Annotated in this window: 9 protein-coding genes, 1 tRNA gene, 1 other RNA gene and 1 pseudogene; 9 read left to right on the top strand and 3 right to left on the bottom strand. The window is 69.2% G+C overall.

What is annotated here, in order from left to right; translation table 11 throughout:
- Positions 1-29: 29 nt before the first annotated feature.
- An RNA gene (ffs, locus tag OG867_RS15075) (signal recognition particle sRNA small type) lies at positions 30-126 on the bottom strand.
- 110 nt (positions 127-236) lie between these two features.
- On the opposite strand from ffs, the gene OG867_RS15080 reads away from it, so the two are divergent.
- The 8 genes from OG867_RS15080 (at position 237) to OG867_RS15115 (ending at position 8587) form a co-directional block, all read left to right on the top strand.
- Positions 237-324: transfer RNA gene (locus tag OG867_RS15080), tRNA-Ser, on the top strand.
- Positions 325-603: 279 nt separating this feature from the next.
- The gene (locus OG867_RS15085; protein WP_406290966.1) at positions 604-3054 is read left to right on the top strand and encodes a helicase-associated domain-containing protein; all 2451 of its coding nucleotides are present in this window, start codon (positions 604-606) and stop codon (positions 3052-3054) included.
- 94 nt (positions 3055-3148) lie between these two features.
- Positions 3149-4054: a phosphorothioated DNA-binding restriction endonuclease gene (locus OG867_RS15090; protein ID WP_328901284.1), complete on the top strand. Its 906-nt coding sequence runs from the start codon at positions 3149-3151 to the stop codon at positions 4052-4054.
- A gap of 66 nt (positions 4055-4120) precedes the next feature.
- The gene (locus OG867_RS15095) at positions 4121-4399 is read left to right on the top strand and encodes a CopG family transcriptional regulator (RefSeq protein WP_328901283.1); all 279 of its coding nucleotides are present in this window, start codon (positions 4121-4123) and stop codon (positions 4397-4399) included.
- The gene (locus tag OG867_RS15100; protein ID WP_274344534.1) at positions 4396-4821 is read left to right on the top strand and encodes a PIN domain-containing protein; all 426 of its coding nucleotides are present in this window, start codon (positions 4396-4398) and stop codon (positions 4819-4821) included. Before OG867_RS15095 ends, OG867_RS15100 begins: the two co-directional genes overlap by 4 nt.
- A gap of 543 nt (positions 4822-5364) precedes the next feature.
- A complete protein-coding gene (locus OG867_RS15105) occupies positions 5365-5580 on the top strand; it encodes a type II toxin-antitoxin system VapB family antitoxin (protein WP_406247461.1) in 216 nt (71 codons plus the stop codon).
- Entirely contained in the window at positions 5577-5999 is a 423-nt protein-coding gene (locus OG867_RS15110) for a PIN domain nuclease (protein WP_406285802.1), read from the top strand. Before OG867_RS15105 ends, OG867_RS15110 begins: the two co-directional genes overlap by 4 nt.
- A 1229-nt stretch (positions 6000-7228) precedes the next feature.
- On the top strand, positions 7229-8587 hold the full coding sequence (locus tag OG867_RS15115) for a hypothetical protein (protein ID WP_406285804.1): 1359 nt from the start codon (positions 7229-7231) through the stop codon (positions 8585-8587).
- 281 nt (positions 8588-8868) lie between these two features.
- Here OG867_RS15115 and OG867_RS15120 read toward each other — a convergent pair.
- Together OG867_RS15120 and serS are read right to left on the bottom strand one after the other, a co-directional pair.
- Positions 8869-9267, bottom strand: a pseudogene (locus OG867_RS15120) (hypothetical protein); the annotation flags it as partial.
- A gap of 155 nt (positions 9268-9422) precedes the next feature.
- Positions 9423-10715 (bottom strand): serine--tRNA ligase, encoded by a 1293-nt coding sequence (serS, locus tag OG867_RS15125; RefSeq protein WP_406285807.1) that lies wholly within the window; start codon positions 10713-10715, stop codon positions 9423-9425.
- 273 nt (positions 10716-10988) lie between these two features.
- Between serS and OG867_RS15130 the strand changes: the two genes are divergently transcribed.
- Positions 10989-13073 carry a TerD family protein gene (locus OG867_RS15130; protein WP_406290968.1) on the top strand — a complete coding sequence of 695 codons (2085 nt, stop codon included), beginning with the start codon at positions 10989-10991 and terminating at the stop codon, positions 13071-13073.
- The last annotated feature ends 60 nt before the right edge of the window (positions 13074-13133 follow it).

Raw genomic sequence — 13133 nt, forward strand, 5'->3', positions numbered from 1 at the left:
CCCCGACCGTGACCCGCACCACCCGGAAACGCAAGGGCCCCCCACGCACCCGCCAGAGCCAACCTACCCTTGCTGCCTTCCGGCCCTGGGGGAGTTCAGTCAGATAGCGCCACGTGAGGGGCTGACGCCCACCTTAGCCGATCCCCACCCCCACAAGTCCACCTCGACCCCCGCCCCGCCCCCTCCCCGGGGAACGGGTTCGCGAGCACTCCTCAACGTCTTGTATTGTTTGCGGCGGAGGATTCGCCTAGTGGCCTAGGGCGCACGCTTGGAAAGCGTGTTGGGGGCAACCCCTCACGAGTTCGAATCTCGTATCCTCCGCCATTGCTCTCACCGGGCAATACGTTGAAGGGCCCCGCAGCTTGCTGCGGGGCCCTTCGGCGTTGGTGGTCTCAGTTCTGGTCTCATTTATTTCCGACATAAGAGACATTTCATTCCGTCGACTTGTCGTCGCCGGGTCGAGTCACAGGACATCGCCTTCACTCAGAAGCGGGTTTCTGCCGACTCAGGACGCAGGCGTCCCCCGCGATCCGTCATTCTGGGCTCTGTGCAGGACCGATTCCGGTCGGAGACCATCGACACGCGTCCTTGTGAGGTGTCCCCATCGGCAAGCCCAGCGGATCAACTCTGGCCACCTGGCTGAGTGATCTGGAAGTCGACCGGCTTGAGCGGGTCCTGGCAGCTCGCCCGGATGCCGTGTCCCCGCCGGAACCACGATCGTTCGGCGAACTCGCGGACCGCCTTCAGCGCCCGGCGTCGGTGGCCCCGGTGCTGCCCGGACTCGCGCTGCCACACCTGCAGGTGGCCGAGGCACTGGCAGCGTTGGGGCCCGTTCCGTGTGCCGCCCTGGCCGATCTGCTGGATGCGACCGGAACGGAGAGCACGCGCGGGCTGGACGCGGCCTTGCAGGCGCTGGCCGACCGCGCACTCGTCTGGCCGGACGACGAAGGGCTGCTGCGCATGGCGACGCCGTTGCGGCAGGCGTGGGACTCGCCGCTGGGGCTGGACGCTCCGCTCACACGGCTACTGGCGAACACGACCTCCGAGGAACTGCGCCGCATGCTGGTGGCCCTGGGCATCCCGTCGCCCGGCACCACCAAGAAGCATCGGCTGACCGCTCTGCTGGAACACCACAGCAATCCGGAGCGGGTGGCCGCGGTGATCACTTCGGCACCTGCGTCCACCCGGAAGCTGCTTGAGCGGCGAGCGTCTCACCAGGGTGAACAGGCTCAATCACCGGCGCGTCTGATCACGTTCAGGGCCCCGTCGGCCGACTCCGAGCCGAGTGCGCGCTGGGCACTGGAGCGGGGACTGCTGGTCCAGGACCGGTACTCCGGGTACGGATCCACACGCATGCCCGCCGAGGTGGCGCTCGCACTGCGCGGAGTCGGCTGGCACGCCCCCTTCGAGCCCGTCCCGCCCGTCGTGAGGACGGCGTCCGTCACCTCGGCGGAAGTAGACCGGGAGGCGGCGGCAGCGGCCACGGGGTTCGCCGCACATGCCGCGTCGGTTCTGGCGACGTGCTCCGCTGCTCCGCCGGTCCTGCTGAAGTCCGGCGGGGTCGGAGCACGTGAGCTGTCCAGGATCAGCAAGGCGGCGCAGTGCGACGACATCGTCGTACGCCTTGTTCTGGAGACGGCGTACGACGCCGGGCTGCTGGCCCGGGACGGCGACCGGGTCGCGCCAACGGACGGATACGACACCTGGGCGGAACGAGAACCAGCGGAGCAGCTCACCGCGCTGCTCCACACCTGGCGGACGCTGCCGCTGACTCCGGCCCAGGCCCGCGACGAGGACGGCAAGGTACTGCCCGCGCTCGCCGGAGCACCGCCCTGCGGCGGCTCCATACAGGCCCGAGAGGGGCTCCTCGCCGCCGCAGCGGAGTTCCCGGCGCACCGGGGAGTGCACAGCCCCGCGGAGCTGGGGCCGATGGTTGCCTGGCACCGCCCGCTCGCCGAGCAACTCCCCCAGGACACCACGCCCTTCGCCACCGCAATCCGGGAAGCGGAACTGCTCGGGGTCGTCGCCCGCGGCTGCCTGTCCCCCATCGGTGCCGCTCTGCGGGCCGACGACACCGAAGCCGCCGAAACGCTCGCCGCTGCCTGTGAGCGGCTGCTGCCGGCAGCCACCAGGACAGCCCGTTTCGGCGCGGACCTCACCGCCGTTGTCACCGGCACACCGTCCGCCCGCCTCGCCGCACTGCTGGACACCGTCGCGGACAAGGAAGTCGGTGGCACGGCATCGGTGTGGCGGTTCAGCCCCACAACCGTTCGCCGCGCCCTGGACACGGGCCGCACGGCGGATGCCATCGCGGCCGACCTGGGCGCCATCGCGGTCGGCGGCCTCCCCCAGCCGCTGTTGTACATGATCAACGACTCCGCACGTACTCACGGCCGTGTGCGCATCGCCCCCGCTGCCTGTGTGATCCATGGCGAAGAAGCCGCCCTCCTAGCCGAACTCGTCACTCACAGAAAGCTCGGCGCCCTCGGCCTACGCGTGTTGGCACCGACCGTGCTGGTCAGCCGGACCCCACTCGACAAGACCCTCGCCGCGCTCCGGGCCGCCGGCTACGCCCCCGTCGCCGAGAGGGCCGACGGAACCGTACGCGTCGAGAGGGCCCGGCGCCGACGTGCCGCCGCCCCGGTCCCGGTCCCCCCACTCCCAGTACAGCGGCAGCGGTCCGTGCCGACGGTGACTCAGATGACTCCGGTGACCCTCGACCTGAGCACGCTGGCCGCCAGACTGCGGGCCGCCCCGCCGGCACTCCCGGCTCCCGACCCGTTCGGCACCGGGGTCCCCTACGGCACGGACACCGAGGAGATCGCCGCCGCGTACGCGAAGAACCTGGCGTACAGCGATGTCCGCCAGCTCGCCCATGCCGTCGACGTCGGCACAGCCATCACGGTCGAGTACGTCGCCGCCTCGGGCAACCGGACCGTACGCATCCTCAGCGAGCTCGTGCTCGACCCGCCCTACCTGTACGCCTGGTGCCACCTGCGCGACGACGATCGGGTCTTCACCCTCTCCCGCATCCACGGCATCATGCCCGGATAGCCGGGATCCACGTCGTGGCTCGGTGTTCGGCCGGTCACTGGGGCCATGCCCCGACACCCAGCACTGCGACGAGCCGCCACTACGATCGCCGACCATGGACTGGGTCGAGCGCACCGCGCAGTTGAGGCAGTGGACCAGGAGCGGGGCGCGGGCTCCGCACAAGCCGTTGCTGTTCCTGTACGCGCTCAGCCGGTTCCAGCAGGACGCCGACGACGAGCTGCGGTACAGCACGGTGGAGCAGGACCTGCGGCGGCTGCTCGCCGAGTACGGTCCTGGGAACCGGACGACGCCCGCCTATCCCTTCCATCATCTGATAAGTGACGGCGTGTGGGAGGTGCGCACCGAGCGCGGTCCGGGCAGTCCAGGGACCGGGGTCGGGGAGCTGCGCGCAACCGGCGCCACTGGGCGGCTGACGCCGGAGCTACGGGCGGCGCTGCGGCAGGATACGTCCCTGCTCGGCCGAATGACACGCGTACTCCTCGATCTGAACTTCCCGCCCTCCCTCCACAGCGAGCTGTGCGACGCCGTCGGCCTGGAACTGGAGCAGGCCGAGACCGGACTGGTCTCGGCCAAGCGCAGGCAGCGGGACCGGCGCATGCGGGAGATGGTCCTGACGGCGTACGAGTACCAGTGCGCCTTCTGCGGGTACGACGGCAGGATCGGCACGGTGCCGGTCGGGCTTGAGGCCGCCCATGTCCGCTGGTGGGCGTTCGACGGACCGGACGACCTCGAAAACGGACTGTGTCTGTGCTCGCTGCACCACAAGCTGTTCGACAAAGGCGTACTCGGTCTCGGAGAGGGCCATGGCGAGGGCCACCGCATCCTGGTCTCTCAGAGCTTCGTCGGCCGCAGCACCGCCGCCCGCGAGCACGTCATCACGCTCGCCGGCCGTCCGGTCATCGGCCCCCAGCCGGGCATCCGCCCCATCTCCGCCGCCCATCGTTCCTGGCACGCCAGCCAGGTATTCCAAGGCAGCCCACGTCCCGCCACGACCGCCTGAACGCCGACCTGGCGGTCACACGAACGCACTGGTACGGGGCGTGATACCAAGAGTATGGTCTCTTGTATGGCCACGAAGAAGGTAACTGTGACGATTCCCGAGGATCTCCTGGACGAGATCCGCGCGGAGGCGGCAGAACGGGGAATGTCGGCGTACGTCGCCGAGGCGCTGCGCTTCAAGCGCGACCGGGACCGGCTGCGGGAACTGTCCGACTGGCTGCAGGAGGAATACGGCCCCCTCACTGAGGAGGAGCGCACAGCAGCGTTCGAGGAACTGGAGGACCTCGACGCCGACCACGAGCGCCGCCGCGCCGCTGGAAAGCACAACGCCGGAGAGGCCGCGTGAAGAAGCGTGCCACTGAGCACAAGCAGCGGCCGTTGCGCGTCTTCGTGCTCGACTGCGAAGCCCTGTCCCTGGCTGTGCGAGGCGACCGGAAGATGATCGCCTGGCTCGACCTCGCGGCCCGGGGCGAAGCCGAGGTGGTGACGTCTCCGCTGACGCTGGTCGAGGCGTACGACGGCAGAACCACCGAGCAGCGCTGGGACTGGGTGCTCTCCCGGCTCAAGGTCGCCGACATCGGAAAGGACGAGGCCCGCCAGGCCCGCCGACTCCTGGCCGACGCCAAGCTGCACGGCCACAAGTACGCGATCGACGCGGTGCTCGCCGTCATCGCGCGCCAGCAGAAGGGTCAGGTCACCGTCTTCACCTCGGACGTGGACGACCTGGAGAAGCTGGTCCCGGAGTCGATCATCGTCAAAAAGGTCTGACCCGGCTCTCTGGTCTCAGTCTTGGTCTCATTCACCCTCGTCCAGCGCCGTCCATCAGCCACCCGACGCCCCGATCCGCCGCAGGTCAGAACACTCCTGATCACTTTTGAACCCCCGGGCGAACATTTGGAAAGCGTGTTGGGGGCAACCCCTCACGAGTTCGAATCTCGTATCCTCCGCAGGCCAGAGGCCCCGACCGTTACGACGGTCGGGGCCTCTGTCGTTTCCTCAGGCGTCGCGATCCGATCCGCTCTCGTACCAGGCCCCTCGGCGTTCGTCGTCTCCTCCGCCGGATCGGCGAGCCGCTTCGGAGCCCTCCGGCCCGCCCTCCTCGGTGAGTCCAGCGAGCGGCAATCGGGCCCGAGCCGTAGCCGGTGGCACCGTTGCCCGGTGAGCGACGATCACGATAAGCCTCATTTCTGCTGCGGACAGAGGGCCATCAGGCAGGGAGCATGGTGCGGCACAGAGCAATGCTCGCCCGAGACGCTTCGACATCCAGCGAGATATAGTTTCCGTACGGGTTGATATCAACGGAGGTGCTCGATGAGCCGCACAGTGATCGACCTGGACGACGAACTGCTGGCCGACGTGGCTCAGGCACTGGGGACCGGCACCAAGAAGGAGACGGTCAACACGGCCCTGCGCGAAGTACTCGACAACCGCCGACGGGCTCTCGCCCTCACCCGGCTGAGGGCCGCAGCGGGCGAGGGCGGCTTCGATCTCGATGTCTTCGAGGACAAGAGGGACTACCGGCGGTGAGCGCGGCACAGTTCCTGATCGACACCAGCGCGCTCGCCCGATTCTTCCGCGACGACGCCGAACAGTACGGCTGGGATCAGGCCGCCACGGCAGGGCTCATCGCGACCTGCCCTGTCACCGAGCTGGAGTTCTTCTACAGCGCCCGCTCCGCCGAGGACCGTGCGCGCGGCATCGAGGACATGCGGCTCCTGTTCGGCTGGGTGCCCGTCGACGACCGCGCGTACGACCGGGCCTGGCAGGTCCAAGAGCTGCTGACCCAGCGCGGTCAGCACCGAAGCGCGGGAGCCGTCGACCTCGTCGTCGCCGCCACCGCGGAACTCCAGGGCCTGACCCTCCTGCACCGCGACCGCGACTTCGACTGCATCGCCGCCATCACGGGCCAAGCCGTGCAGTGGTACGGCCCGGGCGCCGGTAAGTGACCACGCGCCCGGTCTCCGGGCTGGTCTCATGCTCATGCGCAGGCGTGCCCCACAGTTCAGGGCCCAGCAAGCACGAGTAGATCAACCCCTACCTGACCGGCACCTACCCGCACGACGTGTGACTCCAGGTGCGGACGCAGGCGCAGTTGGCGGGCCTGTCGAGCGGGTGAAACCCGGTTTCGACGATGTGGTGGGTCGCGGCCACGGATGTAAGTGGAGCGGATCGCAGCCGGCCCCAAATCACTCCAGCACCTCTTCGGGAGCATCGGCGATCCACTCTCCCACCGACAACAGCGAGTTCGCCCCGGACACCACACTCACCACCGTGCTTAGGACGCACTCCCATTCGTCTTTCGCTTCTGCCGCCTTTCCTCTCGGCCTACCGCCTGCGGTAGCCGCGCTCGGCCAGGCGAACGGGCAGGCCGCGCGGACGCGGTGGGCTGATCCAGTCTCCGATTCCCGTCCCTCCGGCTGAGGACATGACGCAACTCCTGCCACGCTCGCACCAGTCCAGCCAAGCCCTCCATAACGTTGCGGGCTTGAGCCAGGACTGCTCCTAAGAAGCCGAGGAAGACGGGGATCCCTACCAAGACAGCAGCCCAACACACCGATACTCCCATCCCGAACTCAGCCAGGAACGTCTATGACTAACGAACGAGGCGAACTCTCCCGCTCCTTTGAATCGACGTCAGTACCCAAACGGTCGCTTTCCACGGCGGCATCGCCCTGTCCCGAAGCTCCTTCGTCAGCCCCGCACGAACGGGCTTCACTCGTCTCCACGGTTCCACCTGGCAGACCATCGAATCTGTAGGCTGGAACCTACATTTCTGGATTTCCGCTTGGTCTTCTCCGTCTCGTGCATGTTGGCACTACGAGGTCCCACCCGCCTTTACCTGGTGGGGCAAATCCGTTGATCACTGTCCCATCCCCGGCTCAGTTCGTGGGAGCGGCGTGCGAAACATGACCTTGGGTGAGCGATAGCCCCGGCGCGACTCCCGGTCAGAGCCGACGTCGCTGCGTGATCGCCATTTCCGGTCAGCACCCATGGAGGGTGGAGCGGCACACTCCGCAGTACATGGCCGAGGTCCGGCCGTCGTATCGCATCAGCAACTCTCCACAATGCTGGCCGGATACCGGCCTGCGCCCCTCGTGCGCACTTGAGTGCGCTCCCCTGTCTCGACCTACCGTCCTTCGGCTCACGCCACACGACATCGACGGAAGGGCAGCCGGTGAACAGGGACGAATCCAAGACCGTCAGTGCGATTCTCGGCGAGCTGAGCAACACCTCGCACGTCCAGGTCCGCTCGTCCACCGAACTCGCCGCCCATGTCTCCGAGGCCGCGGACGACGAGGACGAGAAGCGGACAGGCAACGGGCAGGGACCGCTTCGCCGGCGCACCGAATACAGAGCCGTCCGGAATGCGCCGCGATCACTGACCCTCACACCCTGGGAGGTCATTCACGCCATCGGCCTCGGGGCCGCCTCGGCCCGACAGGGCGCGGGTCGAGGTCTGGCCGAGCACTGGGGGAGCCTGCGCTACATCCAGGCCCTGGAGGCCAACCAAGGCGATTACCTGCAGCTGTCGTCCGAGGGGCGCGATCTCCTGCGCTTCTACAAGGCCACCCAGTCCGGGGAGATCGGCACCGGCTTCGCCTCGCTCTTGGCCGAGAAGCTGGTCAGATCCCGGTACCCCGCCCACTCGGTCTCAGTGATTCCCGCGGACGTCGCTCTGAAGGCCGGCTGGACCCTCCGCAGCGCCTCCGGAACGGGCGCCCGCCCGGAGCCACTCCAGCGACGGCCCCACTTCTTCGTCGAAGCCTGGCAACCGGGGCAGCCGTCCAAGGTCCTCCTCGTCTCCTCCAAGGGCACCCACAGCAGCGTCCAGCAGGTGCACAAGCAGCTCAGCACGGCCAGCGCCCACGTGGAATCCGTGCACATCGGTCCCTACGGCACCGTCCCGTACCTGCTCATCGGGACGGAGATCCCCAAGAAGGAAAGCCTCGCCCTGCACATCCTGGAGGCGCCCGGCACGACCGTCCTCCAACCGTCCGGAGAGACGGCAGAGGCTGACCTGAACCTCACCCTGGACCAGGAGAACCGCGTGGCCGATGTCGTGCGGCAGGCCGAGCAAGAGCGCACGACCGTCCCCGGGTTCCAGGTCCTGCCCGAATCCTTCGCCTGGTTCAGCATCGTGCTGGCCCGGACGGAGGCGGCCACGCTGACCGCCTTCACCGGAGGGGGCAAACCCGTCGCTCAGTACCTGACCAAGGAGCAAGGGCAGCGCCACTTCCAGCACGACGTCCACGCCAACACCGACAGGCTGCGAGATGCGGGGCATCGCATCCACGACATCGACTTCGTCGGCACCGACCACATCTACCGCCTCAACGGCACCCGCGTGGAGGCGTTCTCCGGGCTCGAGAAGAGCCTGTACATGCACCTCCACAACGGACGCGTCAACGAGTACCGACATGAGGTGCACGAGCGCCGCGACCAGTGGCCGAGCCGCGCCACAGCGAAGGAGTGGAGCGCGGTGTCCATCCGTGCCGACGGGACCGTGCTGGCAATCCGCCTCCAGGAGGAGTGAACGTACCGAAGGGGCCGCCGGCCGGATGGTCTCAGTTCTGGTCTCGTTCGCCCCCGTCCGACGCCGTTCGCGGGTGCCGCCACCCGCAGCTCCGTACCAGGTCAGGACACCCACGGCCCCCGCCGGACCCGAATACGAACATTTGGAAAGCGTGTTGGGGGCAACCCCTCACGAGTTCGAATCTCGTATCCTCCGCCATTGCTCTCACCGGGCAATACGTCGAAGGCCCCGCAGCTCGCTGCGGGGCCTTCGACGCGTTCGGGCTCGGGTGGCTTACCCGGTCACCCGTTGGTGATGCGCAGGATGCCGGTGATGGTGCCCTGGTAGATCACGCCGCCGGGGGCGATGGAGCCGACCATCTGGAGGGTGTCGTAGAGGGCGCTCGTGCCGAGGTAGTGGGTGCGGACGGTCTTGAAGTCGGCGGAGGCCGGAGTGGACGGGCCTGCGTCGTCGGGGAGCGCGGGATAGGGGTATCCGTTGGTGCCGGCGACGAAGACGGAGTTGCCGGCACCGACCGGGGAGTTCTCGCTGCCGCTTCCACCGGCCCGGAGAACGGGGACGGAGCACACCTGGGCACCGGTGTCCGTGCGGTAGACGGGCAGGTTCTCGGTGGGGGCGGCGTTGTCCACGACGGTGAGGTAGTCAGTGCCGGTACGGGGGCCGAAGAACGTCGAGATGGAGTTGTCGACGCGTTCCCCTGCGGGGAGCGGCGCTCGCCGGCCGCCCGCTCATCGGGCCGCGGTCCTCCGCCACCCCGGTCGCCCCGGACCACCGCGACTGGCACGCGCGCGAGGTGTTCCACGGCGAGCCGGGCGCGGCGGCGGTCCGAGGCCCCTTATGCCTCCGGCGTCCCGTCCGCCGCGATCCGGCGGAAGCCCAGGTACGGAGCCAGGGACTCGGGCAGGACGAGGGAGCCGTCCTCCTGTTGGCATTGTTCGAGGAGGGCGGCCAGGGTGCGGCCGATGGGGAGGCCGGAGCCGTTGAGGGTGGCGACGAGCTTGGGCTTGCCGTTCTCGTCGCGGGTGCGGATGTGGGCGCGACGGGCCTGGAACGTACCGAAGTTCGAGACCGAGGAGATCTCGCGGTACGTGTTCTGGCTCGGGATCCAGACCTCGATGTCGTACGTGAGCTGCGCCGAGAAGCCCGTGTCGCCGGCGGCGAGCCTGACGACGCGGTAGGCGAGGCCGAGCTCCTTCAGGCACGCCTCGGCGTGGCCGACCATCTGCTCCAGCTCCGCGTCGGCCTCCGCCGGATCGACGATGCGGACCATCTCCACCTTGGAGAACTGGTGCTGGCGGATCAGGCCCCGGGTGTCCCGGCCGTACGAACCCGCCTCGGACCGGAAGCACGGGGTTTGGGCGGTCAGGGCGAGGGGAAGCTCGGCGGGCGGGATGATCTCGTCCGCGTACAGGTTGGTCAGCGGGACCTCGGCCGTCGGGATGAGGAACAGCTCGCGCTCGGCCACACCGGTCTTGAACAGGTCCTCCTCGAACTTCGGGAGCTGTCCGGTGCCGGTCATGGTCTTACGGGTGACCAGATACGGGACCGCGTGCTCGACGTAGCCGTGGCGGCGGGTGTGCAGGTCGAGGAAGAGGGTCGCCAGGGCGCGTTCCAGGGCCGCGCCCGCGCCGCGCGTGACCGCGAAGCGGGGGCCCGAGAGCTTGGTCGCCCGGGCGAAGTCGAGGATGCCCGTCGCCTCGCCGAGGTCGACGTGGTCCTTCGGCTCGAAGGCGAACACCGGCGGCGTGCCCACGCGCCTGACCTCGACCGCGTCCGCGTCGCTGTCGCCGTCCGGGGCCTCGTCGGCCGGGAGGTTGGGGATGCCGAGGAGGAGGTCGTTCAGCTGCTCCTGGACCTGCTCCTGGTCCGCGTCGATGTTCCGGATCTCGTCCTTCAGCTCGCGGGCCCGCTCCTTCAGCTTGGTGATGTCACCGCCCTGACGCGCCGTCTGCTGGACCTCGCTCGCCACCCGCTTGGACTCCGCACGCATCTCGTCGGCCGAGCGGATGTTCTGGTTCCGCCGGGACTGGAGCTCCTCCAGCGCGGACAGGTCCAGCGTGTAACCGCGACGAGCGAGCCGGCGTACCGCTTCGGCACCCATGTCGATCAGGGCGCGGGCATCATGCATGAGGAAGATCCTTCTGGTCCGGCGAACGGGTCGGTGCGTTGTGGGACCGACGGTAGCAATGAGCGCACCGCGCGCGACCCGCAATATCGGCGGGGCCGCCTCACCGGCTCCGCGCGGACCGCAATCGGACTTCACGATTCCTTCACGGGTAGTCCATACGGGGGATACGGTTCTCCCGTGTGCGGCGAGTTGCGCTGTGTCACGGAACAACCTGCTGCCGTCGCCAGGGCGCGACCCGACGCGGCCGCGCGTCTGGGGGACTGCATGCGTGAGATGACCAAGGGTGCCAACGTCGGGCTGGCGGACCTCAGCGACGATGCCGGCACGGTCATCGCGAGCCTGAGCTGGAGCAGCACCGCCGGGGACGGTGACGCGGACGTGTCCGTGCTCCTGCTGGACGCGGGCGGCAAGGTCCGCGGCGACGCCGACTTCTTCTACTACAACAACCCCTCCGCGGCCGACGGCAGCGTGCAGTTGCTGGGCAAGACGCCCACGGACGGCGGCAGCGAGGACCGCATCAGCCTCGACCTGACCGCCGTCCCCGAGGACGTCGAGCGCCTGGTCGTCACCGCGAGCCGGTACGGCGGCTCCCGCTTCGGTGACCTGGACGACCTGCGGATGACCGTCGCCGACCGGTCCGGCGAAACGCTGCTCGGGTTCTCGATCGGCGACGCGTCCGTGGAGAGCGCCTTCATCTTCGGCGAGCTGTACCGGCGCGGTACGGAGTGGAAGTACCGGGCCGTCGGCCAGGGTTACGAGACCGGGCTCGCCGGCCTCGCCACCGACTTCGGCATCGATGTGGACGACGAGGGCGAGAACGAGTCGGCGGACGAGGTCGCGCACGCGGTTGCGGACCCGGGTGACGGGGAAGGCGCCGCGCTCGCCGTCGAGTTCGCCGGTGCCGCCCAGCCGCTCCCCGCCGTTCCCGCGCAGCCGGGCCCGCACACCGCGGCCGTCGAAGAGCAGCCGGCCGCCCCCGCCCCCGCGCCCAAGCGGCCCCGCGCCCGTACGGCGAAGAAGAAGGTGACCCTGCCCGCCCTCGCCACGAAGTCGCTCGCCGAGAACGACTCCTGGCGGGCCGCACGGCTCTTCCCCGCCTCGAACCTCAAGAGCGACAAGGAGCGCGAGGTCCGGGCGACCTCCGTGCTGCTGTCCGTGATGGCGCAGGTGCCGGAGTTCGGGCGCCGGCTGACCGCCGCCTTCGGGGCCCCCGCCGGGCGCATGCAGACCTTCACCGAGGTCTCCCTGCCACACGGCGAGACCCCGAAACGTCCCGACGGGGTGATCCGGGTCGAGCGGGCGGGGAAGCTGTGGACCGCGCTCGTGGAGACGAAGACCAACGGGAACGCGCTGAGGTCGGAGCAGGTCCAGAACTACATGGACATCGCCGCCCGCCGCGGCTACGAGGCGGTGATCACGCTCTCCAACGACGTGGCGCTGGAGGGCAGCCCGCTGGTCGAGGTCAAGACCGACGGGCGGCGCAAGCACAAGGTGGCCCTGTGGCACCTGTCGTGGGCGGAGGTGGCGCACCAGGCCCAGATGCTCATCCGGCACGAGGGCGTGGGCAACGCCGCCCACGCGTGGCTCCTCCAGGAGTTGCTGCACTACCTCCAGCACGAGAACTCCGGCTGCCACGGCTTCCAGAACATGGGCCCCTCGTGGGTGCCCGTGCGCAACGGCATCGACGAGGAGACGCTCAGCCAGGGCGACCCGCGCGCCGTGGAGGTCGTGGAGAGCTGGGAACGGCTCATCCGCCAGGTCTGCCTGCGGATCGGCGGCGAGCTGGGGCAGAAGGCCCTGCCCGTCCAGCGCACCCCGCGCGGCACCACCGCCCTCTCGCGGCGCGCGGCACACGCCGACCGGCTCTGCGAGGAGGGGCGGCTCGCCGCCGAACTGCGGGTGGACGGTTCGCCCGGCACCATCACGATCGTCGCCGACCTGCGAACCGGGAAGCTGCGCACCTCGGTGGAGATCCCCGTGCCCGAGGGGGCCTACCCGCTGACGTCGGCCAAGCGCCTGATGCGGCAGCTCGCCGAAGCACCCGCCGATCTGCACGTCGAGACACTGGTCGAGGGGCAGAACGGCCCGCGCGGCACCCTGGAACGCCTCCGTCCGGAGCCGGGCGACGTGCTTCCCCGCGACGGCGGCCGGATCACGGGATTCCGGCTCTCCCTCTTCAAGAGCATGGGCGCCACGCGGGGCAACGCCGAGACCGGGTTCATCCGCAGCGTCGACAACGCCGTGGACCACTTTCACTCGCACGTGATCGCCCACCTCGCGCAGGCCGAGCGCCGCACCCGCCGCACGCCCGCCCCGGAGCCGGAAAGTGCCCCGGTCCCGGCGCCCGCGGGGGCCTGAGCCGGCCCCGCTGACCGGCAAACGGCTGCAAACCGCTCGGTCGGCGGTGGTTGTGCTGGC

Source organism: Streptomyces sp. NBC_00209, assembly GCF_045206345.1.
In the GTDB taxonomy this organism is placed as follows: Bacteria; Actinomycetota; Actinomycetes; order Streptomycetales; family Streptomycetaceae; genus Streptomyces.